Below are 21,120 nucleotides of genomic sequence, written 5' to 3'. Positions count from 1 at the left end.
AAATACCAGCTTTCATGACAGATGCAAAATTTTCCGCAACAAACAGTACAGATAAGCGTTCAAATAGCGGTACAGATGGCCTATTGCATCAATCTGTACTGTAAAAATAGTTTTTCTCTGAATCTGTAATGGTATGCGCCCTGCACCTAAACTGATCTTCCATCAGCGAACGTACAGGAGACCGGACATGGATATCTTTACCCCTCTACAGCGCGCGGTTAACGGAGCCCGGGCGACCCTGGCCCGATACCATCAACGAGCCCGCAGCCGACGCTATCTGGCCGAGTTGGCGCAGCAGCCGCATTTACTGAAAGACCTGGGACTGACCTATGATCAGGCCATGCAGGAAGCCCATCGCCCTCCCTGGCAGTCGATGCAATACAGGGTCAAAGCGCAACCGACCCAACCGATGATTGAATCCCCCTTGCTGGATATCGACCGCGCCTGACCATCAGAACCGGTCTATCCGCACTATTTTTCGAGCCAATCTATCCGAGCCTTGGGCTAAGGAGCGTCCCCGCCCTTAGTCCCTTTTTCCAGAGTACTACTCAAACACCGGCCGAAAAAAGCTGCGTTCGTAACTGATAATACAGCGGGTTTCTTCCGCGTATTTAAAAGCCGATAGGCATTCCGGGTCATTGAACGAATCTTTGCGGTACTGCTCGTAGGCGGCCAGACTGGGAAAGGTAAAGAGGGCCAGGGCAATATTGTTGGCCCCTTCGGACGGCAGAAAATACCCATTATGACTGCCACCAAACTTGGCCACCAGGGGTATCCACATTTTTGCGTAGGTTTCGAACGCATCAATCTTGTAGGGGTCGATAACATAGCGTAAATAACAGGTAATCATATTTATTCTCTGCTGTAGATTAGATTTTTTGGAACATCCGGGTATTGGCCAAAAACATGCCTGCAGCCATGGCAATCACAAACAGGATGGCATCCTGATGCAAATAGCCCATCGCTACTACCGCCGGTCCCGGGCAATAACCGTATAACCCCCAACCCAAACCAAACAGAGCCGCACCCACCAGTAAACGTCGGGTCACGAGGCTCTGTTCCGGCAGAAAGAAACGATCGGCAAACACCGGCGCCTTCGCTTTCAGGACAGGCCTAAACAGCAATAGCGTGACGGCCACCGCACCGCCCATCACCAGCATCAAGTCATAATCCCAGTGACCAAACAGATCAAGAAAGCCCAGTACTTTCTCTGTGTTGGTCATGCCACTCAAGGCCAGTCCGGCGCCAAAAATCCCGCCGCACAGCAACGCCATCATTGCCTTTTTCATAACAGGCCTCCTAACAGGTGGCGCACCACAAACACTGTTAATATGCCCACCGCCATAAAGACCAGCGTAGCGGTAATACTGCGCACAGACAGACGGCCAATACCGCAGACACCATGACCACTGGTACAACCGCCCCCCAGGCGAGTACCAAAGCCAACTATCAAACCGGCCACGATGGCGACCAGCGAACCAGAGTCACTCGGTGCTGGAACCGGTAAGCCTGACACGGCGTGCAGGACCCAGGCGCCCGCCACCATGCCGATCAGAAACAGCCACCGCCAACTGCCCTCGGCCGAGTCGGTGAGCGCACTGAAAAAGATACCGCTCACCCCCATGAGGCGACCGTTGAATTTCAATAGCAGCACTGCTGCCAAGCCAATCATCAAACCGCCCGCTAAAGGCTGCAACATCGACATACTCATTTCCCTCTTTTAGCCATTGGCATAACTCGGCTCGCTGCGGTGAATATAAAAACCTGCATCCCGCTTAAGGCTTCCGCTCCAGCAACCTGTTCAGGGTGGCCAAACTATCCGGTCCCGCCTCAAGACGCTGACAGCTCTCGGCGTCTCTCTCCCAACGTGCCGCAGAAGCCATGTGCAAATGAACGTTTACGGCTACCTCCGTTGAATCCTGTAACAAACCTACGGGCAGCCAGACCTGCTGATCTTCGTTGATCATATTGGGGACAGGGCTGCCACAGTGACTGCAGAAATCACTTCGATAACCCGAAGGTTTACTATAGGAAGCAATGCCATCCTGCCCGGACAACCATTGAAATTGCTTCGCATCGACCAAGGTCGCCGCGTTGGACGCCGCCCCCGTTGTTTTTCGGCAAAGCGAGCAATGACACTGATAGAGATTGGGTAACTCACCGTTCACGGAAAACTGGACGCTACCGCACAAACATTCACCTTTCATCAATCATCCTTATTGAAGTCAAGCCAACGTCAAAGCCACTGAACACGCCGACAGGACCATGTTGTCCTCTATGTATTAATCTCATCCCTTGTCCTTTTCTGAGCTTGGGGAGCACCCGTTCGTTCAGCCATTTTCAGTTGCACCAGCCATCGACAATAACGAGCGAACAGACCAAACAGAAAAGCGCAGGTTGGCACACCAACTATCGCCAGCCCCAGCGCTGTGCCTGGCGAGCTTTGATAACCAGGCTGTGACAACTGATAAAAATACAGCAACCAGACACAAGCGATGGGCGTGCCAATAAGCAGTCCGCTAAGCCAAAACCCTTTCCTGCCTGGAACACATAAAGGTATCAGGAACAGAAATACACTGACGAAAACGAATTCAGACATACTCCCCATCCCCCTTGCATTCCCGAGTTAATCTCCGGTACTGACACACACAGTAATCGTGCGACATACCTTCCTGACACCTCCGGTTCCGTACACACCTTCATACCAGCACTCCCGGGTTTTTGTGCACCTTTCCTTGCCAATGTCATCCAATGATCTCAGGCGCCGAACCAGATCGGGAACCAGGTCATCAGGGTTCCTGATATCGGGAAATCGCGGAAGATCACCCGGGTTATCAGAGCCTGGATCCATAGGAGACAAACTGATTTTTTGGGTCACTTTAACAGTATCAAACCCGTCAATATCGGAAAGCTCCTGTGATATCGAAACGGATTCTTCCGATTTAGATTCGACGTCGGCTAGACTGCCCACCAGCATTTCTGTTAGCTGCTGATTCTTCATTTCGTCTCCTTTTAACAACAATCAAAATCCCTACTACACCCTTCAGCGATTCACACCACGAACAAGACGCTTGCTCTTTAATGCATTCCGCAGCCCGGTCCAGTGCAAGACTGGTTATTAAAATCGTACAGTTCTGAGTGGCCGAGCTCACCCTTGGGATAAGGCACACCTTTTTCCAAAAAGAAGGCGGCGGAATGGCCACCATACAATCCAGCCGGAATAGTGATAGGTGCCAGAATAACGTAACCGTTATGAATACTACCGGGCATAAAGGAAGGCAAACTGGAACCACCGGCCACCGGCGGCAGGTCTTCCTCCTGTTGATAGCTGGCGGCTTTCATTTGAGCCCAGCGCAGGGCATCCTGGCGAGTCGCTTTGCGAATCAACCCTTGCCGAACCAGGTCCCGCAAACCCGCTTCGCCAGCCAATGGCTTGGTTTTATCAACAAAACTGGTCGGTGGTGTATCCTGGGAAGTAAATAACGGCTCCGAAGGTTGAACCGGCTCCCCCATCAACAGCTCGCCCTGTTTGGCAAAATGCACCAGGGCCACCGTTTTGTTAAAAGCCATTTTGGATATGGGGTTGAGGGTTTTTAATTCACGCTTGCCCACATAGGTATAACCACAAGGCCCCTGGTTGTCGTATGAACTGATCAGCACCGGGATATTGCCAGGCAAGCCTGCCACGGCTTGCCGATGATAACCGGTAGCAACAACGGCAGCTATGCGAGTGCCCTGAGTCCAGGCAATATTCCAGATAGAGGGTTCATAGGCCCCTAAAAGCAGTGCTACCGGTTTATCCGGCGAATTAACCACCACCTCAAACTGGGTGGCCTGGTGACCACTTTGGTCGATTTGATAATCGATTTTCTGGCCGCTGTAGGCTCCTCCCGCATAGATCAGGGTATCGTCCGTGATCACTCCGGGGGCAAAACCACACATTGGCTTGACCTGAGGGTGAGCGCTTGGGTTGTCAGAGCCTTCAACGCTGAGCTTATGCTTGTACTCGTACGGCACAAGGTTTTCAGACTGTTTCCGCAGGGCCAATATGCGCGCTTCGTAGAGGTCAAGCAAGCACTCAGTATTACCCGCGCCGCATTCCGTTTCTCTGAGCTTTAACCAGGCCCGTTGCTCTTGCAACAGTTGATTCCCATCCTCGCTTGCAAGTGTTGCTTTAAGCTCTGAATAGTAAGTTGACATAGTCTCATCAAGCGTACTGAGCTTCAGATCTGAGCAAATCGCTTTATCCAAATCACGTTCAGCTTGCTGGCAATCAAAGCTGGCCGCGACAGCAACATTCGATAAAAACATCAGGAGCAGCAACGCAATTCTCATCATAGAAAATATCCTTTTCTTAAGGGCCATCTATGGCCTTGAATAATACAAACCGGTTCTGCAGGCAGCATCGACACAACTGAACAACAGGGGTAAGAATGGCAGTTTTAGGTCAACCCATCATAAGGTCGCCAAAGCCCCAGAGGAAGGTACCGGTCATCAGCAGGGAGACCTCCAGTACCCCAATCGACAGCCTGATTCTTTGTGCCGCATCCTTAACGTGATTATCGAAAGCCTTATTGATTTCAGCCAAGACTTTTTCCGACTTTTCCTCATCGCTTTGCTCGGCTTTTAAACGCGCCCGGGCCGCCCGTAGAGCACTTTTACGGCGCCACTTGGCACGACTGTACAACAAACGCTCCTGAAAGATGCCCCCGACGCCGGACCAGACCCCCAGCATCACCACCACGCAGCCCGCCCGGCTCAGCCATTCGGTGTTCATATACTCGATCCGTGACAAATAGACCCCCACGGCGATCACAAAAACCGCCCCGACCCAGGACGCAATACGGTAGCCCCTTGAGTGGAAGCTCAGACTGGATTCAGACAAAAAACACCCCTACTGTGCGTCAGAAAAAACAGGTCATAACTATGCCGCGAATACGTTGGATTAAAAAGGTCCTGCCCAGCCCGTTTTGTGCATTTTAAGAACAAATCACCACATTTCGTCGCACCTTTTTCATCTGCACCCGGGCGCCGTACCATGGACAGATACATCATTCCCAGCAATCGATAAAACAAAAGTGATCTTTGAGGCCTCTCACCTCTTTAATTCAGACCGCCATAACGCATATACTCTTGGCGTTTTGCCGTACGCGCCCGGAGGCGCAAAACCGCGCATCCGTTGCCAGAGCAGCAACCAATCCTTTGATTTGGCTGGCAGTACCGACATGAGCAATCGAAACGCCTCATCATAACTCTACAGGATTCAGCCCTCACCGCCATGCAGATACTATTGGTCGAAGACAGCGCCACCATAAGGCACACCATGAGCAGCTATATTCGTGATGCCGGGCACGAGCCGTCGGCAGCCCAGAGTGGCGAAGAAGCTCTGCAGATGCTGGAACACAGCGCTTTTGACCTGATCATTATGGATGTGGAGATGCCAGGACTGGATGGCTTTGAAACCACCCGGTTGATGCGCGAATGGCTAGGGGATCGCTGGATACCCATTATCTTTGCCACCGGCAAAACCGACGAAAAAAGCGTCGAGGAAGGCATCGAAGCCGGCGGTGATGACTATCTCAACAAACCGGTCAGTTCGATCATTCTCAAAGCCAAAATACGCGCGATGGAACGTATCATCGATATGCGAAATCAGCTCAATGAGATGTACGACGAACTGGAACGGCTGAGCCAACGTGACGGTCTCACCAAGCTATACAACCGTCGCACCTTCAATGAGTTATCGAAGCAACAGTGGGCGGTGGCAAAACGTACTCACTCTCCCATTTCGGTGATCATGCTGGATATTGATCATTTCAAACTGTTTAACGATCACTACGGCCATCAGATGGGCGACACTTGCCTGCAACAGGTTGCCGAAGCGCTACAGAAATCGGTACGACGTCCCACGGACATTGTCGCCCGCTATGGCGGTGAAGAGTTTATTGTCCTGCTGCCAGACACCGATATTTCTGGCGCCAGACAAGTTGGCGAGAATATTCGTCAAAGCATTGTCGATTTGCAGATCCCCCACGACAAATCCACCACAGAAAAAGTGGTGACCGCCAGCATTGGCGTTGCTACCTGCACCCACACTACCGGGCGGTCTTTCGATAATCTGATAGAACAGTCGGACAACTTGCTCTACCGCTCCAAGAAAGAAGGGCGCAATCGCATTTCATACCAGGAAACCGACAGCCAGAAAACCATTTTGGTTGCTGACGATGATGCCGAGACACTCAACTTGTTAACCAGTCAGTTGAGCAGTCATTGCAATATTGTCACCGCTGACAACGGTTCTGACTGCATCGCACTCGCTAAATCTATTTCACCCGACCTGCTGTTACTCGACATTGAAATGCCGGATATCGATGGCCTCGAAGTCTGTCGCCAACTGCGCAGCCAACCGGAGACCCGCTCAATCCCCATCCTGCTGATCGCCGAACAGGAAAACGCCGAGCTGGAAGCCACGGGTAAAGAGGTTGGCGCTAATGACTATCTGGAAAAGCCCTTCGACGAGCGTAACCTGATCGCCAAGATCAATCGCTATATGATTTAAGGCACCTCTGATTACTTCAGATAGAGCTCTGCGGATCCTAGAAATGGTTTTTATCAAGGCGAAGCTCGCCATTCATGTCGAGACCTGAACAAGAGCTTCAACACCGAGAAAAACCATTTTAGGACTGCCCTACGGGGCTTTCAGGCAAACCTCTGAGGGGTTTGCACTGGTAAAACATAAAATGGGGGGAGGTGGACAGCCTGGAATAAAGTTCTGGTGAAGCCTGTTTTAACGCTTTGCTCACCTTCCCCTCCGAGATATTGGCAATAAACATCTGCGCCTCGGCAATGGCATTGGCAATGGCGCTGATCGGCCTTCTGTAAAAGGTGACGGGAACTGGCCTGCCCAGCGTATCCCACTCCTCAACCACCGCTTCTGTTGCAAAATAGTTTGCCGAGGGTGAACGCTCAAAATCCGGATAAGGATGATGGGTCGAGAAAACGAACAGCCCGCCTGCTTTCAACACCCGATGAACATCAGAGAACAACCGGTTCAAATCAGCCAAATAATGAATCACAAGGGGGCAAATCACGATATCGAACTGCTCCGACGGCTCATCCGGCAAGCCTATCGAGATATCCTGAACATAACAGCGACAGGCATCCCCCATTTTTGATCGCGTGATCTCAATCATCTTCTCGGAAACATCGATACCGGTAACAATGGCTCCCCGCGCGACAAGTTCTGCAGCGTACACACCGGGGCCGCAGCCAAGGTCCAGCACCTGCTTGCCATTTAAGGCGGGCAATAAACCCAACAATGAAGGGCGTTCAAATTTGCCATTGAAAATATTCTCTTGAATCGCAGCCTCATATTCATCGGCATAGTCGGTATACATTGAGTTCGACACAACAAAGCCTCCTGGCGCTACTTCTTCACCGGCGGGTAGATCCGCTTCCAGTCCTGTTTTATATCCACAACCGTCCAGCCTTTTACTCGGCCTCATCCAGTTTTTTTCCAGACAACCGATATGAGACGCTCTATCGCCACTCACCTTGTGCGTCGGTGTGGTGAACATAGAGCGGCTGTTCGACCCAGAGCGTGCCATCATTGTCGAATACCGCGATACGCTCCTCAACTGGCACATAATCGCCAGAACCCACCTCGGTTACTTTTATCACAAATTCAATAATAGACTGCTTGGCTTTTCCTTCATTCGAGGAGAGCAGCGAATTCGACAACCGCGCATCGGCCCGGGCAATACGCCAACCAGCAGTGTTAAGCTCACAAGCAGTGTCACCAGCGGTTGGGATTGTCTGTGCATCTCTCGCGACTGGTATCGATGACCTGGAAATGATCCGAAGTATCATCTGACCTAGCCAGAGTAATCCTGCTCGCCGGTTTTGCCCAGAGCAACGGTCGAGATCAAGAGTTAACTGTCACGGCTTATTCAGGCAGCGGTGCCTCTAATTTCACCTTCAGACAGCGCAAGGATCGGGCATCTTCTAATGGGCCGCTAAAGCATAGGCGCCCCTTAGTCTCCTGCGGTGTTTCCTGGCCATAGTAGGGATTTGTCATATTGGCAGGCGTTAGCCTGGAGTGATAAAGCTGATTAAACAGCGCCAGCTTGGCATCAAAATCGGCAAAACTGGCCACATAGCTATCAAAGTCCGATGATATCGACAGCAATGTACCCCCGACATAATTTCTGACTTTTGAGGTCGAAGGCTGCTCTTGATTACCAAGGGCAACCTGTTGAGCGAAATCAGCGGGTGACAACTGGGCCAAGCGCTCAAGTCGATAATACTCGTAGCTCGCGGCATTTATGGTCATATTGGGTTTATACAGCATGCGCGTGAGCCAACCCGGTAGATTACCCTCCTTGGTAAAGAGTTCCGGATCCCTATCCAGACTTTTGAACAGATAATACGACATACCAAACTCTCTGGCGGCGATCATACGGAAGCTTTTTTCCGACTCACGCAAACCAGGAATAGGGTAGGCGGTTTCACCTTCACGAGATAATATAACGCTGTACACATCGAGTATGTCGGACAGTTTGATCAGGAAAATCAGTTTCCCAATCAGATTATCCTGCAGCGCCATGGACTGCCGGATTTTTTTAAACTGTAGTGCAAGGGATTCCATCGCGAGCCCGGCACTGCCATTTTGATAGATAGATATTGCTTGAAGGAGCTTAATGCGTTCGGCAGCGCTGAGGTAATGATAGGGGGGGATCCGTTCGTGAGCTGTCGGTTTTGACAGGGTCGTATATTCATCAAACTGAAGAAACCTGTTGGAACGAGAAACCAACACAGAATGCTCGCGCAGCAACTCTTGAGCATTCACCTTGCTGGAAAACAGATATTCCAGGCATCCCGCTTCCCGCAAGCGGCAGAATTCATCACCCTTAGGTAAGGGCAGCTTGTTTGAATCAGGGTAATCGATAACCTGGTAATGCTCATCGGCATCGAGCTTCCGATTCTCTTGCAAAAGAGATCGACCTACCTCCGTTGGGTTCTCACCTGCTTGCGCAAATATTCCGTAAAGATACAGGTAGGATTCGCTCCTGGCACTTTCATTCAAACGACTGATAAGTTTTTTTGAATCTTCGCTGAGATCATCATCAATTTGAGTCAGTAACAGGAGTGACAACACCGCCAGAACAACAACACTTAACACCTTTTTCATAAAAACTGCCTGCTACCTATTCAGATACCGCTGGGGATTTAATACGTTCGTCAATGGAGGCTTTATATTTATGCCGGGCCATGATGGCCGTCACCGCAAGGAAAAGACCAGGAAGAAAAATCCAGATAAATTCTGACCAGAGCACGTTAAGACCCCGTTCCGTAAAGAACGCCATTATGCCTATCGGTGATACTTCAACGGGTCTGTGAGGTAAAAAATAGCGCGTATTATCGAAAGGCCAAAAAAGCGCCACACCAAGCCCGCCATTGGTCAGGCCATCCAGCAAGGCATGGGATGAGCAGGCAATAAAGCAAATCAGAAAGACCGCGATCGGGTGAGATTTCATTGCGCGCCAAAACAACGTGCAAAACAGCGCGACCAGCCCGGCAAAAAACAATGAATGGGTAAAGCCTCGATGCCCCCATTGGGATTCATAGGGAATGCCAAATTTGAACGCTAACACATCGATATCGGGCGCCACCGACAACATAGCCGCCAGGACAAACAGTCGCGCAGAAATAAAACGTCCCTTAAACGCCGCATAGGCCACGGCAGGAACCACAATATGAGCAAAGGCTGAAGCCATAACCATCCTTGTTGTTGGCCAATAGTAGTCAATGCAAAGAATACCACGAGATAGCTATGCCAAATGGGATTAAACTCTCTATTTTCTGATATGCCACTCAGCACATCTAATTGAAGTTCTACGGCCATTAAGACAGCTCTCAATCACCCGAACATTCAAATTGAATTCATTATACGCGTTTTAAAACACCCCGGGCCAGCGCTGGTGAAAGGGTAACCGTTCTCTATGATTCCCCAGGAAAGACTGTCTGAATAGACGAGAATATGATGCATTAAATACTCTTCCATTTATCTGAATAAATTTATTATTTGCAAGCTGATTCAGATAGTTTTGAACCTTCACTTCATCTCCCTGTATTCGAAGATGAAGTGCAATATGATTTCTGAATAAAGACAGCTTATTAGGGTATTTTCCCGTTGACTTTTATTTGATAGATGGAAATTTTTTTCTTTCTTATAAGAATCGGTTTCAATCATAAAACCTAACACCTTACCCTAATGGCAGATCAAGAATTATCCAATCAAACGGTACATAAAAAAGCTGATCGTGCAAAAGTGAATGCAATCAGTGCACTAAGTATGGCCCAGGAGGTGATCACCCAAACACAACCATTCATCATTATCTCGACGCGCCGTAAGTGTACAAAATAAAAGTAGATAGCTATTGAAATATGTAACAAGACCGTGACTGGCGTGCTATACAATCCAAATATGCCAACAAGACAAGCATAGGCATGTATTGAGTAAGCATCAGTAACGAAGGCACCGGACAAAGAAAATACTACTTGAGCAGCTAATATCGCCAGAATTATTTTTATTGGGTATTTGGTAAAGCCAACATACCTTTTTAATAAAAGGATAAAGCATAGAAAGGCAGTAACGACAAGTAGCATTAAGCCCCAGGAAGATCCGAACAAAAAATTCATTGATGCCTCTATTGCTAATAAAATGCGATTTTCAGGGTGCTGATACTGGCAGCACAACGCTCTTAACTATCGATTACCTTAATTGCCAGACGTTGCAGCAACTACTGCATTCGTCCTGGGACTGAATCTGCTATATTCACTCTATGATTGCTCAACGCTATAACATAGCATTATTAATGCTTTTACTGCTTCCTCTTAATTGTGCGGCAGGTGGCAATACCGTAAAGATAGGTGTAGCCGAATTTCCGCCCTACAGCATTGTCGAGAGCAACAGATTTTCCGGCGTGGAAGTGGAAATAGTACAGCAGAGCCTAGAGGTTATGGGCTATAGAGTAGAGTTGGTGAACTATCCCTACGGGCGTTTACCCTTCAGCTTTCGCAGCAAGCGGGTTGATGCCATCATCGTAACGCTGAAAAATTTCAAGGATATTCCGGTCTTTTACTCCGATATCGTGTTACCTGAATACCAAACCGTCGCGGTGTACTTGAAAGAAAATAACTTCCAGATCAAAAGCATCAGCGATTTACAGTCGCACTCCATACTAGCCCATCAACGAGCAAACCTATTCTACGGCGATGAATACAAGCGCATAGCTGAACAAAACGGTCACAACAAGCAATATCAGGAAACAGCCAACCAACTCGCACAGGTTGCAATGCTTTTTAAAAAGCGCGTAGATATCATTGTTTTGGCACATGAGATTTTTATATACTACAAAAGCCGGATCGATCTATCTGATAGCGATTCAAACTACGTTGTAGCTAAAATATTCGGAAATAAATTCGGCTTTCATAATGCCGTTTGGGACAAGAAGGTTCGTGACGATTTCAATGCGGGGTTAGCGATAATCAAGACAAATGGCCTGTACGATAAAATACTGACTAAGTACTTAGTTACCTACAAACTCAACATCCGCAAGAGCGAATCGGTACCCAACTAGAAATCAAGTTAAAAGACTTCTAATCCCTTTAATTGTGCTAAGACTCTTCGTCCCTCTGCCTCAGGGATCTAATTTTAGCTTCTTCCTCAAGCTTTCGTCTTTCAAGAGAAAGTGCAAAAAACCCCTTCTTTTTTGGTTTTCTGAGCTTTTCGATTTCAGATATCAGTCTTGATTTTTCACTTTTTAGAGCTGACACATTTTGCTCTAAGCAAACTTTCCTATTTTTCCAATCAGACAAGTTTATCTACTGGTATAACTGATATAAAAAAAGCGACCGTGCGTTTAGCTAAGAATAAAGACAATCAAAAGCATCTTCAATCAAATCTCCTCCCAGGAACAAATCAAAGAGTTCCTCGTCTGATTTTGATCCATACCTTACAGCCAAATCTTTTTTGATATTTCCATAAATACCCCTAAAACTTATTTATAAGCCTATTCCTATATATTATTTCGGCTTTTTAATTCAGAAACAGCCTCCAGGCCTTTAATAAAATCAATAATTTACCTTTATCCCACTCCTACTCATTAGACATAAATTCTGAAAATACCGAGTTGACCTCCACTAGATCACTTTAAGATGGCTACTGAAACTGCAACTTGCATCAACTTACTTCCCCCTGTAAACCGACAACCTCCTCAGTCAGGAGTCGAAAACGGTTTATCGTGGGACGAAGCCCATTGGCAAGCTCGAATCCTGAAGGGGGAGCCTGCGAAGCCTAAGATAAGTTTTGTGGGGGAACGATGACGAACAGGGATGCTCTATTGCAGCGACGACCATCGACGATCGAGCGCTGCCTTAAGGGAGCCACCCTCTTAAGACAGCCGTCAGGATGCGTCTAATCCGTAATTTATATCAGCGAAATCAATGTCAATGATCTCAAAAAGCATTAACCAAAATCAATCTGCTGGCCAATGCCAATCGTTTTAGATTACCTCTTACGCAGCACCTTCGGTAAAGTCCGAAAGATTGGGCGTGGTCATCTCCTCCACCCATTGTCCCCAGGTGTAGGGCCACATCGCTGGATCGCCATCGGGGTCAAGGTACCAGCTGTTGCAGCCCCCCACCCAAACAGTTTTGGCCATGCCCTGTTTCAGGTAAGCATTAAACTCCTGGGTGGCCTTGGGTGTGGCTTCGATCTCCTGCATTTCACCCGCCCGCCAACGGTTGATCAGTTTCAGCAGATATCGGTTTTGCACTTCGCTCATGGCGATCACCGAAAAATTTCCGATGGGGGTATTGGGGCCCAGCATCAAAAAGAAATTGGGAAAGCCCGGAATCAATAGCGAGCGGTAGGCCTGAACTTTTTTCTCCCAGGCCTGGTCGATGTGTAAACCATCGCGGCCGACCAGTTCCATCGGGCGCATAAAATTAAAAGGTTTAAAACCGGTCGCCAGAATCAAAATATCCAGACCATGCTCTTTGCCGTCGGCGGTGACTACCCCCGCTTCACTGACACGCTCAATGCCTTCGGTGACCAGCTGGCAATTGGGTTGCTGAATGGCGTCATAAAACTTGGTAGAAGCGATGACGCGTTTGCAGCCCACGGTGTAATCCGGCGTGAGTTTGCGCCGCAACTCGGGATCTTTAACGCTGTTCTTTAAATGACGCTTACACATCCAGCTCATCAACCCATGGGGGATTTTTTGCCCGATGACCGCACGCGAGAAAAAGAATTCGATGGCCTTGGTATACCAACGGTAAGCACGCCTGGCCAACTCTGGATTGCGCCGCACCTTGTTGCGCAGTTTCTCGTTATATTCCCGATCCGGTGCCGGGTAGATCCACTGCGGTGTGCGCTGGAACACCACCACCTGGTCGGCTTCTTTCACCAGCTCGGGAATAATCTGTGCCGAGGTGGAACCGGTGCCAATAATACCCACTCGCTTGCCTTTGAGGTCCAGCGATTCGGGCCAACGTGAGGTATGAAACTGCTCGCCACCAAAACTATCCAGCCCCTCGATATTCGGATACGCCGGGTGGTGCAGGATGCCGGTGGCGCTGATCACTATATCTGCCACCAGGGATTCCCCCTTGCTGGTTGTCAGATGCCATTGCCGATCGCGGTAGATGCACTGCTCAACCGCTTCGTTAAAACGTACATCCTTCACCACCTCGTATTTGTCAGCCACCTTTTCGAAGTAACGGCGAATCTCCGGCCCCTTGGCAAAACGATGTTCCCATTCCGGATTGGGTTCAAACTCATAGGTGTACATATGCGCAGGAATATCACAAGCCAGACCGGGGTACCGGTTCTCGCGCCAGGTACCGCCCACGCTGTCGGCTTTCTCCAATACGGTTACATCCTTGATACCCGCTTCACGCAGCTTGATGGTGGCGAGAATGCCGCTCATGCCGGCGCCTATGATCACTACCCTGGGGTCTCTTTTCGTCGCGTTGTTCATTGTTTTACCTTTATCATCTTACTGGCAACCTATTGCCTAACTTTTACCGTTTTATTTTTGTCCCATGCTTTTACCAAAAAAATCAGCATCGAAACCCTCAGGATTTTCGCAGCAGCGGCAACCAGTAACCGTAGCCAAAGATCATCGTGCCAATGATTCCGCTGCTACCCTCACCTGCGGCAGCAGCAATACGATTGCGCAATACGATGTACTCGCTCAGGTGCACAAGAAACAGGACAATTCCGCCCCAAAAGACGATATCGTTCCAGGGCGACGCATAGTCCAGTACAAAACTCGCGGCGTAGATCGCCCATAACCCCAACACCCCCAGTTGACTGATTCGAATAAAAAGTTGAAACATGCTCGTTAACCTCTTTTATTTATTATGGTTTTGATGGCAGTACCCAGACGCTCTATCGCATCATTTGCTTCAGGGACAATGGGGGCAAATATCTGAAACACATGGAACTGCCCTTCTTCCCGGCTGTATTCCACATCGACGCCCTGCTCTCGTGCCCGTTGCACCATCCGCTCGATCTGATCCAGCAACACTTCACCACTGGCGGCCTGAATATAAAGGGGAGGAAAGCCGGTAAAATTGGTTTCGGAAAAATCCACCTGGGGTTTTACCTGCTCCAGAGGGACGTCGGCCAGGGCGTAGTTAAACCAGTGTTCCGTCAGTTGCTGGCTTAAAATATCGCTGCCGGCATTTTCCTGCATGGAACGATCTCGCACTCCGGGCTCGCACCAGGGGGAAAGCAACACCGCCCCCTTAACATTTTGCCCTTGCTCACGCAGCGCCATAATGGTTGCTAGGCACAACGCCCCGCCGGCGGAATCGCCAGCCAGCAGAATTTTCCTATTCGGAAAACGTTCGAGTATGTGCCGGGTCACCGCCAGGCAATCTTGCTGCGCGGCCGGCAACGGATGCTCCGGAGCCAGCCGATAATCCACGCCCAATACTGTACAGTTACCGGCGACCGCCATCGCCGCTATTTCGGTTCGATACCCCTGGACGTTACCAATCACATAACCGCCGCCATGAAAGTAAAGCATCAGGGGAGATTCCTGAGCTGCCGTTTGCGACAGGCCTTTGGCTTCGCACCACTGGCAAGGTACGTTAGCCAGTACCTCCTTACGAAAGCGGACCTGCTTTAACGCCGGGTGATAGAGTTTTAACAGATCCTGGCGTTTACGCATCCAGCTAACGTCGTGCGCTATGGACTCGTGCACCAGCTTGCGGGTGAAACGGCACATTAAATCGCTGCGCCAGCTGCGTCCTGGCAAGCGGGACGAATGGATCAACATACCCAGCAAGCTGCTGATAAATACTCGAATAAGATCTAATACCGCCACATCAATACCCCGCCAGCAGTCCGTAGATACGCGTTTGCACAACGCTTGGAAACAGTCGCGACAGGTTCCGCAGCAGGCGGAACTTGAGCGTCAATGGATGGTGAATACGCTTGTTCTCCAGCGCCTGCTCGATGGCCCGGGCGATATCCTCAGCGTTCAGGCTCACCCCCATACGGTCGATAATGGGCAGCGGTGGCGCATTGTCCAACATGGGGGTTTTGACAAAGGGCGGCATGATGTCGCAGACATGAATATCGTGGCGACGCCACTCGATGTGCAGAGCTTCGCTAAGACCGCGTACAAAAAATTTGCTGGCTGAATAGGTGGCAAACCCCGGCACCCCATACACCGCTGATGCCGAACTGAGGTTGATCACCCTGGCGCCGCTCTGCTGGCGCAAATAGGGAAACGCCTGATAGCAACCGTTCAGTACGCCCTGGGTATTGATCGCCAGCATCTGCTGCTGACGCTCCAGGGGAATCGATTCAAAATCCCCCACCGCCAGCACACCGGCACAATTGACGATGGCGTTCAGTTGCCCGGCGCTGGCCACAAAGCGCTCCAGGGCCGCGCCAAAAGCGCCCGCATCGGTAACATCAAACGCCTCGGCGTGACTGCGTTCAGGCAGTTGTTGTTGGAAGGCCTTGAGGGCTTGCTGGTCACGGTCAAACAAACCGACAAACCAACCGGCCCGGTGCAACCGCTCGGCGCTGGCTCGACCGATCCCCGAGGCTGCCCCGGTAATCACAATGGATCGCATACTGTCTCTCCTGTTGATGGTTTGTTATTAGGTGAACGGCTTTTTCTTGTGACGACACCATCTATCGCCGTTGATAAATATCAACTTGATAACCACTGTACGCCAGCCCCTCGAATCTCCCAATGGTGTTATCGGTCAATGTATTGTGAATTTCGGCCATTGCGAGCCTTTCCACCACTGTTTATAGTGAGGCTCAGAATTCCCGTTAGGCTCCGTTTCCAGACAAGATCGCCATGACCCGTAACCCTATTGCGCACCACATCAAAGGCATTGGCCCCGCACTCAACGCGATGCAAACCCTGGGATTTTCCCCCGAACAATGCTTTGCCGGCAGCGGCCTCGAACCGGAGACGCTAAGCGCGCCCGGGCAGCAGATCACCCTGTTGCAACAGGAGCAGTTTTATCGTCACCTGTTGCAGCTTAGTGGCAACCCATTATTAGGTCTGGAGCTGGGCCGAGCTTATCGACTGGAGCATTACGGCATGTTTGGCTACGCCATGCTCAGCACCAATAACCTGCGTGAGTGCGCCGAGCTGGGTTCTCGCTTCAGCGCGCTCGCATTCAGCCTGTTTCGTATTCGCTTTATCGAGCAGGAGGGCTGGGCCCGGCTTCAGTTTCACCCCCTGCACCCCATTGCGCCGGATCTTCTGGCCTTTCATTGTGATCGCGACCTGATGGCCTGCTGGCAGGGCGTAAGCACCGCCCTGGGCAAAACCATCCCCCTGCATTCGATCTCCCTGATGCACGACCAGCACTCAGCGCGCAAAACCTATGAGCAGCGCTTTGGGTGTCCGGTGGGTTTCGATGCGCCCTGGGCAGAGCTCTGTTTCGAAAGCTCCTTGCTCGATACCCCCATGCCCTGCCCCGATCCTGAAACATCCCAGTACTTTCTCACCCAATGTCAGCGCATGATCGCCCAACTCAGCCGGCAAAGTCCGTTTATTGACCGGGTTCGCCAAACGCTGATGGAAACCCCCGGGCATTTTCCCGACATCGAAGTGGTCGCCCAGCGGCTCAATACCTCGGTGCGCACCCTGCGCCGCCGACTGGCCGAACAGGAAACCAGTTTTCGCCGATTGCTCGACGAGATTCGTTACCAGCTGGCGCGGGATTATCTCAAGGGCGGACTGCGCGTAGCCGAGGTGGCCGCCCTGCTCGATTACAGCGAAACCGCCAATTTCACCCACGCCTTCAAACGCTGGAGTAACACCACGCCCAGTGACTTCCAGCACAAAAACACACAACCGACCGCTGACCAAGCCCCCCCTCCATAACCCTTTGTTCACAACTGAACTATACTGGCCGAGTACTGATCCCGGTTGGCTTGCACCGGACGGGGGGGTATGATTATTGGATAAGGCAGATAAGGTAGATAAGCCAATTTTCTATTGTTGGACTCACGCTATCAGCGTTTCCAGCACGCTAACGACACGACAAAGGAAGGTTCTATGAAACGATATCTACTGGCCCCTTTAGCCAGCGCGGTTATGATGGCATCCACAGGCGCAGTTGCTGATGTATCTCCGCTTGACGCCATCCCACAGGACACCGGCTTTAGCGGCTACGTTGCCTTCGGCGCCGCCTCCAACAAGCTCGAAAGTAATATGGTCACGGGCACGAGCCTGGGCGATTTTGATAACGAGCGCACCAGTAGCCTGACCAAATCCCCTTCCTCTGAAACCGAAAGCTCCGGTTTTATCAACGGCGAAGTGCGTTACACCTGGGCCAACAGCCGTACCCAGGTTGTACTGGGCAACGATATGGTCGATGCCCTGCGTTACGACCTGGCCACCCAGATTGGCGTGCGCCAGGAGTTTGGCAACAGCGGCGTGGTGGGCATCTCCTACCTGTTCTCCGCTTTCCCCACCCAGGTCTTTAAAGACCCTTACCAGACCGGCGTAAAACGCTCCGATACCGACCAGACCAGCAACGGTTTCCGCATCACCTGGGATGGCATTATCGGCAGTAACTTCGATGCCATGATGTCCTTCCGCGAAGTGGACGTTGATGATGAATTCAGTGGTACTGCCCTGGGTTTAAGCGCCGCCGACCGTCGCCTGCTCGAGCGAGACGGTGACGATTCCACCTTCGAACTGCTGTATCGCTGGAACGTCGCTAAAGGCCACACCATTGCCCCGGCGATTCGTTACATCGATCGCGACCGTGACGGTGGCGCCATGCGCAGTGAAGAGACCGGCTTCCAGCTGAGCTACCTGTACAGCGGCTCCCAAAAGTGGAATTTCAGCGCCAACCTGTATGCCGCCAACGATGACTACGACAAGCGCAGCCCGATTCCCGCGTTCAACAACAAGAAGCGCGACGACGATATTCTCGGGGGCAGCTTTACCGCGTTCTATAACGAGCCAATGGGCTGGAAAGATTGGCGCGTCATGGCCTCCGCGGCGTACTATGAAGGCGATTCCAACATCAGCTTCTACGACAGCGAAGTACGTAACTTCTCGTTGGGTATGTTCTACGCCTTTTAACCAAGGCTCTGCCCCAAACGTCAACTTGTGGCGTTATCAACAAAAACAGCGGCCAAGGCCGCTGTTTTTGTTTGCGAGCAGGTCGTTGCGCTTAGTTCGCTTGCGTTGCTTGCGCGGCCTCTTTCACGACCGGTTCAAAATAGACTTTGCACTCATCCAGCACGCAGCGCTGCAATGTAACGGCAATCGTGTCACCCAACTGGTAGCGCTCGTCACCCTTTTCCAGCACCTGAAGCAAGGGATCGAAACTGTATTTGACCTTGCGCTTGCGCAAATCAATCTGACCTTCCACGCCCAGCTCGTTAAGGCGAACCGTCATGCCCGCCGAATGTACCTGGACAACGGTGCCATCATAGTCGATTTTACCCGCCGCCATCTGCTGTTCCATATACAGGCACATATACCAGTGTTCGAGTTCATTACTGGCCCCGCGAGCCCGCTTATGCTGTTCTTGCCAGCCCTGCAGCATCTCGTCACTGAGCTCCGCTGCCGGTGTATTGGCCAGCACGGCCTTGATCTGGCGGTGCACCACCAGGTCATTGTATTTACGGATCGGTGAAGTAAAGGTCATGTAACGCGCCAGTCCCATACCACTGTGGGGCGCATCGCGGCGAACCAGCAGGCTGCGCTCCAACATTCGGCTGACCAGGGTACGTATCGGCTGATCGCTCTCCCGGGCTGCATTCACCAGAGTCTTGAACGCCTCGGGGCGGCTCAGGTCGAGATCGGCCAGGGCTGGCAACGCCTGCTTGAGCAAGTTGGCAAGCGATTCATGGCGGTCGGTACGAATGCCCGCGTGGGACACAAACACACCATCGACCTTGGCCGCGGCAATAAAATCAGCCGCACAACGGTTGGCGGCCACCATGGCCTCCTCTACCAACTGGTGCGCCGGTGAGCGATCCACACGGTGAATGGCTACGCAGCGCTTGTCACTGTCCAGCTCGAGATGATAGTCCGGTTTGTCTTCGAACAGCACGGCGTGCTTTTCACGGTGCTGATTCAGTGCAGAGGTCACCGCTTTTAATGTGCGCAGGGATTCCAGCACCGCCTCGGGCAACGCTGTCTCCGTACCGGAATCGTATTCACCGGTCGCAAAAAAGGCACTCACCCGGTCATAACTGAGCTTGCCGTGGGAGCGGATAGCAACCTGTTCAAACTCGTGCGAGAGTATTTCACCTTCAGGGCTGATCTGCATGCGGCACAGCAGCGCCGGCCGATCAACGGCTTCGCGCAGGGAACAGAGTTCTCGGGACAAGGCTGGGGGCAACATGGGAATACCAAAGCCCGGCAGGTACACCGAGGTCGCTCGCGACGCTGCCTCTTGATCAATGGCGCTGCCAGCTTCAATCAAGGCGTCCGGATCGGCAATCGCCACCCAAAGATTCCAGCCCTGCTGCGTCGCCTCGGCCCAGAGCGCATCATCCATATCCTGGGTACTGGCCGAATCGATGGTGACAAAAGGGGTATGGCTGAGGTCATTACGCCCGGCAACAAGCTCCCGAAGCTTCTCAACCGTAATACTTTCCTGCTGTTGCTGAACCTCGGCCGACCACTCTGGCTGGTAGTTGTACTTTTCCAGAATAAAGCGCTCTTCGACTCCCGTATCACCCGGTCGGCCGATGCATTTGAGGATGCTCGCCTGGGCCTTACCATTCTTGAAAGGGTGACGCTTTACGGAACAGCGCACCAGATCACCGGCTTGCCGTTCACCGCGATCCTTGGGGGGCACAAACAACAGTCGATTGAAGCGCGACAGGTCGGGTTGCACAAAATGGGCTTCCCCCTTGATCACATAGATGCCGCAAAACTGCTCCAGCTCTGACGACAACAACTCCTCGAGCACGGCGTTATCCTGCTTCTTGGCCGAAGGTTCCTTGCTGACTCGAACCCGATCACCGGGGAAAACCCGATTCATCTCCTCCGGGGGCAGGAACAGTCGCTGACCATCATCGAGTTGAACAAAACCAAAACGGCCGTGACTACCGATCACAACGCCATCAAAGGTTTCTTTACTGTCGTGGATCTCAGCCTTGAGTTGCTGTAGCTGTTGCAGCGCGCTTTTATCGAGCATGAAGAGGGGTGCCAGAAGTAAAAAAGGAAAGGAGGCGGATTTTAATCAATCCGCCCCATGAGAGCCAGTGACAAAACAATGACCATCGGTGCAATACCCTTGACTGTGACGCCAGAGCAGATCTTGTGAGAAGCGCTCGACAAAAGCGCCTTGATCAGTGGAACGATGGTCTACGGGACTACTTAGGGCACCTCTGATTAAATCGGATAGATCTCTGCGGATCCTAAAAATGGTTTTTATCAAGGCGAAGCTCGCCGTTCATGTCGAGACCTGGACAAGGGCTTCAACATCGAGAAAAACCATTTTCAGGACCGCCCTACGGGGCTTTCGGGCGAATCCAGCCTCTTTGTTACGCCTTTTTTAAAGGTCTCGACCTTACGGCAAAGGCGTGTCGCGATT

General features: G+C 51.3%; 23 protein-coding genes. 5 read left to right on the top strand and 18 right to left on the bottom strand.

What is annotated here, in order from left to right:
- Nucleotides 1-187 precede the first annotated feature (187 nt).
- Nucleotides 188-448: a DUF1127 domain-containing protein gene (locus MIB40_RS12605; RefSeq protein WP_249694763.1), complete on the top strand. Its 261-nt coding sequence runs from the start codon at nucleotides 188-190 to the stop codon at nucleotides 446-448.
- A 96-nt stretch (nucleotides 449-544) separates the two neighbouring features.
- On the opposite strand, the gene MIB40_RS12600 is transcribed toward MIB40_RS12605, so the two are convergent.
- From MIB40_RS12600 to MIB40_RS12565, 8 genes are all read right to left on the bottom strand, one after another.
- On the bottom strand, nucleotides 545-850 hold the full coding sequence (locus MIB40_RS12600; protein WP_249694761.1) for an NIPSNAP family protein: 306 nt from the start codon (nucleotides 848-850) through the stop codon (nucleotides 545-547).
- A gap of 19 nt (nucleotides 851-869) precedes the next feature.
- Nucleotides 870-1,289, bottom strand: coding sequence for a DUF6691 family protein (locus tag MIB40_RS12595; protein WP_249694758.1), 420 nt, complete (start codon nucleotides 1,287-1,289; stop codon nucleotides 870-872).
- Nucleotides 1,286-1,705, bottom strand: a complete 420-nt coding sequence (locus MIB40_RS12590; protein WP_319941664.1) for a YeeE/YedE family protein — start codon at nucleotides 1,703-1,705, stop codon at nucleotides 1,286-1,288. The genes MIB40_RS12595 and MIB40_RS12590 overlap by 4 nt, the downstream gene beginning before the upstream one ends.
- Before the next feature lie 70 nt (nucleotides 1,706-1,775).
- The gene (locus MIB40_RS12585) at nucleotides 1,776-2,207 is read right to left on the bottom strand and encodes a GFA family protein (RefSeq protein WP_249694753.1); all 432 of its coding nucleotides are present in this window, start codon (nucleotides 2,205-2,207) and stop codon (nucleotides 1,776-1,778) included.
- A gap of 68 nt (nucleotides 2,208-2,275) precedes the next feature.
- Nucleotides 2,276-2,599, bottom strand: a complete 324-nt coding sequence (locus tag MIB40_RS12580) for a hypothetical protein (RefSeq protein WP_249694752.1) — start codon at nucleotides 2,597-2,599, stop codon at nucleotides 2,276-2,278.
- Nucleotides 2,600-2,626: 27 nt separating this feature from the next.
- Nucleotides 2,627-3,001: a hypothetical protein gene (locus MIB40_RS12575; protein WP_249694750.1), complete on the bottom strand. Its 375-nt coding sequence runs from the start codon at nucleotides 2,999-3,001 to the stop codon at nucleotides 2,627-2,629.
- A gap of 77 nt (nucleotides 3,002-3,078) precedes the next feature.
- Nucleotides 3,079-4,338 carry a lysozyme inhibitor LprI family protein gene (locus tag MIB40_RS12570; RefSeq protein ID WP_249694747.1) on the bottom strand — a complete coding sequence of 420 codons (1,260 nt, stop codon included), beginning with the start codon at nucleotides 4,336-4,338 and terminating at the stop codon, nucleotides 3,079-3,081.
- A 109-nt stretch (nucleotides 4,339-4,447) separates the two neighbouring features.
- Nucleotides 4,448-4,885: a hypothetical protein gene (locus MIB40_RS12565; RefSeq protein ID WP_249694739.1), complete on the bottom strand. Its 438-nt coding sequence runs from the start codon at nucleotides 4,883-4,885 to the stop codon at nucleotides 4,448-4,450.
- A 393-nt stretch (nucleotides 4,886-5,278) separates the two neighbouring features.
- Here MIB40_RS12565 and MIB40_RS12560 point away from each other — a divergent pair, with 393 nt between their 5' ends.
- A complete protein-coding gene (locus MIB40_RS12560; RefSeq protein WP_264758557.1) occupies nucleotides 5,279-6,559 on the top strand; it encodes a diguanylate cyclase in 1,281 nt (426 codons plus the stop codon).
- Nucleotides 6,560-6,677: 118 nt separating this feature from the next.
- Here MIB40_RS12560 and MIB40_RS12555 read toward each other — a convergent pair whose 3' ends face one another.
- From MIB40_RS12555 to MIB40_RS12540, 4 genes are all read right to left on the bottom strand, one after another.
- Nucleotides 6,678-7,505, bottom strand: coding sequence for a class I SAM-dependent DNA methyltransferase (locus tag MIB40_RS12555; RefSeq protein ID WP_249694735.1), 828 nt, complete (start codon nucleotides 7,503-7,505; stop codon nucleotides 6,678-6,680).
- A gap of 34 nt (nucleotides 7,506-7,539) precedes the next feature.
- Nucleotides 7,540-7,869 (bottom strand): hypothetical protein, encoded by a 330-nt coding sequence (locus MIB40_RS12550; protein ID WP_249694732.1) that lies wholly within the window; start codon nucleotides 7,867-7,869, stop codon nucleotides 7,540-7,542.
- 76 nt (nucleotides 7,870-7,945) lie between these two features.
- Nucleotides 7,946-9,190, bottom strand: coding sequence for a hypothetical protein (locus tag MIB40_RS12545; protein ID WP_249694730.1), 1,245 nt, complete (start codon nucleotides 9,188-9,190; stop codon nucleotides 7,946-7,948).
- Nucleotides 9,191-9,206: 16 nt separating this feature from the next.
- Nucleotides 9,207-9,776: a metal-dependent hydrolase gene (locus MIB40_RS12540; RefSeq protein ID WP_249694728.1), complete on the bottom strand. Its 570-nt coding sequence runs from the start codon at nucleotides 9,774-9,776 to the stop codon at nucleotides 9,207-9,209.
- 1,068 nt (nucleotides 9,777-10,844) lie between these two features.
- Here MIB40_RS12540 and MIB40_RS12535 point away from each other — a divergent pair.
- The gene (locus MIB40_RS12535) at nucleotides 10,845-11,642 is read left to right on the top strand and encodes a substrate-binding periplasmic protein (protein WP_249694726.1); all 798 of its coding nucleotides are present in this window, start codon (nucleotides 10,845-10,847) and stop codon (nucleotides 11,640-11,642) included.
- A 37-nt stretch (nucleotides 11,643-11,679) separates the two neighbouring features.
- Here MIB40_RS12535 and MIB40_RS12530 read toward each other — a convergent pair whose 3' ends face one another.
- The 5 genes from MIB40_RS12530 to MIB40_RS12510 form a co-directional block, all read right to left on the bottom strand.
- The gene (locus MIB40_RS12530) at nucleotides 11,680-11,880 is read right to left on the bottom strand and encodes a hypothetical protein (protein ID WP_249694724.1); all 201 of its coding nucleotides are present in this window, start codon (nucleotides 11,878-11,880) and stop codon (nucleotides 11,680-11,682) included.
- Between the two features lie 698 nt (nucleotides 11,881-12,578).
- Nucleotides 12,579-14,045, bottom strand: a complete 1,467-nt coding sequence (locus MIB40_RS12525; RefSeq protein ID WP_249694722.1) for a flavin-containing monooxygenase — start codon at nucleotides 14,043-14,045, stop codon at nucleotides 12,579-12,581.
- Between the two features lie 97 nt (nucleotides 14,046-14,142).
- The gene (locus tag MIB40_RS12520; RefSeq protein ID WP_249694719.1) at nucleotides 14,143-14,406 is read right to left on the bottom strand and encodes a hypothetical protein; all 264 of its coding nucleotides are present in this window, start codon (nucleotides 14,404-14,406) and stop codon (nucleotides 14,143-14,145) included.
- A gap of 5 nt (nucleotides 14,407-14,411) precedes the next feature.
- Complete coding sequence (locus MIB40_RS12515) at nucleotides 14,412-15,401, bottom strand: alpha/beta hydrolase (protein WP_249694717.1); 990 nt, start codon at nucleotides 15,399-15,401, stop codon at nucleotides 14,412-14,414.
- A 1-nt stretch (nucleotide 15,402) separates the two neighbouring features.
- Nucleotides 15,403-16,161 carry an SDR family oxidoreductase gene (locus tag MIB40_RS12510; RefSeq protein WP_249694714.1) on the bottom strand — a complete coding sequence of 253 codons (759 nt, stop codon included), beginning with the start codon at nucleotides 16,159-16,161 and terminating at the stop codon, nucleotides 15,403-15,405.
- Nucleotides 16,162-16,394: 233 nt separating this feature from the next.
- Between MIB40_RS12510 and MIB40_RS12505 the strand changes: the two genes are divergently transcribed.
- Nucleotides 16,395-17,435, top strand: a complete 1,041-nt coding sequence (locus MIB40_RS12505; protein ID WP_249694712.1) for an AraC family transcriptional regulator — start codon at nucleotides 16,395-16,397, stop codon at nucleotides 17,433-17,435.
- Nucleotides 17,436-17,609: 174 nt separating this feature from the next.
- Complete coding sequence (locus tag MIB40_RS12500) at nucleotides 17,610-18,647, top strand: DUF2860 family protein (protein WP_249694710.1); 1,038 nt, start codon at nucleotides 17,610-17,612, stop codon at nucleotides 18,645-18,647.
- 91 nt (nucleotides 18,648-18,738) lie between these two features.
- On the opposite strand, the gene MIB40_RS12495 is transcribed toward MIB40_RS12500, so the two are convergent.
- A complete protein-coding gene (locus tag MIB40_RS12495) occupies nucleotides 18,739-20,721 on the bottom strand; it encodes a VacB/RNase II family 3'-5' exoribonuclease (protein WP_249694708.1) in 1,983 nt (660 codons plus the stop codon).
- Nucleotides 20,722-21,120: the final 399 nt, after the last annotated feature.

The sequence above is a fragment of the Aestuariirhabdus haliotis genome (assembly GCF_023509475.1).
GTDB lineage: Bacteria > Pseudomonadota > Gammaproteobacteria > Pseudomonadales > Aestuariirhabdaceae > Aestuariirhabdus > Aestuariirhabdus haliotis.
Note: the sequence above shows the minus strand (reverse complement) of the source record. Positions and strands in the feature narration are given on the sequence as shown.

Coding starts and splice junctions, on each gene's coding strand:
- MIB40_RS12605 (WP_249694763.1), top strand. CDS start 188: ATGGATATCTTTACCCCTCTACAGCGCGCGGTTAACGGAGCCCGGGCG.
- MIB40_RS12535 (WP_249694726.1), top strand. CDS start 10,845: ATGATTGCTCAACGCTATAACATAGCATTATTAATGCTTTTACTGCTT.
- MIB40_RS12500 (WP_249694710.1), top strand. CDS start 17,610: ATGAAACGATATCTACTGGCCCCTTTAGCCAGCGCGGTTATGATGGCA.
- MIB40_RS12545 (WP_249694730.1), bottom strand. CDS start 9,190: ATGAAAAAGGTGTTAAGTGTTGTTGTTCTGGCGGTGTTGTCACTCCTG.
- MIB40_RS12555 (WP_249694735.1), bottom strand. CDS start 7,505: ATGAGGCCGAGTAAAAGGCTGGACGGTTGTGGATATAAAACAGGACTG.
- MIB40_RS12585 (WP_249694753.1), bottom strand. CDS start 2,207: ATGAAAGGTGAATGTTTGTGCGGTAGCGTCCAGTTTTCCGTGAACGGT.
- MIB40_RS12505 (WP_249694712.1), top strand. CDS start 16,395: ATGACCCGTAACCCTATTGCGCACCACATCAAAGGCATTGGCCCCGCA.
- MIB40_RS12570 (WP_249694747.1), bottom strand. CDS start 4,338: ATGATGAGAATTGCGTTGCTGCTCCTGATGTTTTTATCGAATGTTGCT.
- MIB40_RS12590 (WP_319941664.1), bottom strand. CDS start 1,705: ATGTCGATGTTGCAGCCTTTAGCGGGCGGTTTGATGATTGGCTTGGCA.
- MIB40_RS12510 (WP_249694714.1), bottom strand. CDS start 16,161: ATGCGATCCATTGTGATTACCGGGGCAGCCTCGGGGATCGGTCGAGCC.
- MIB40_RS12525 (WP_249694722.1), bottom strand. CDS start 14,045: ATGAACAACGCGACGAAAAGAGACCCCAGGGTAGTGATCATAGGCGCC.
- MIB40_RS12540 (WP_249694728.1), bottom strand. CDS start 9,776: ATGGCTTCAGCCTTTGCTCATATTGTGGTTCCTGCCGTGGCCTATGCG.
- MIB40_RS12575 (WP_249694750.1), bottom strand. CDS start 3,001: ATGAAGAATCAGCAGCTAACAGAAATGCTGGTGGGCAGTCTAGCCGAC.
- MIB40_RS12600 (WP_249694761.1), bottom strand. CDS start 850: ATGATTACCTGTTATTTACGCTATGTTATCGACCCCTACAAGATTGAT.
- MIB40_RS12520 (WP_249694719.1), bottom strand. CDS start 14,406: ATGTTTCAACTTTTTATTCGAATCAGTCAACTGGGGGTGTTGGGGTTA.
- MIB40_RS12580 (WP_249694752.1), bottom strand. CDS start 2,599: ATGTCTGAATTCGTTTTCGTCAGTGTATTTCTGTTCCTGATACCTTTA.
- MIB40_RS12495 (WP_249694708.1), bottom strand. CDS start 20,721: ATGCTCGATAAAAGCGCGCTGCAACAGCTACAGCAACTCAAGGCTGAG.
- MIB40_RS12595 (WP_249694758.1), bottom strand. CDS start 1,289: ATGAAAAAGGCAATGATGGCGTTGCTGTGCGGCGGGATTTTTGGCGCC.
- MIB40_RS12550 (WP_249694732.1), bottom strand. CDS start 7,869: ATGATACTTCGGATCATTTCCAGGTCATCGATACCAGTCGCGAGAGAT.
- MIB40_RS12560 (WP_264758557.1), top strand. CDS start 5,279: ATGCAGATACTATTGGTCGAAGACAGCGCCACCATAAGGCACACCATG.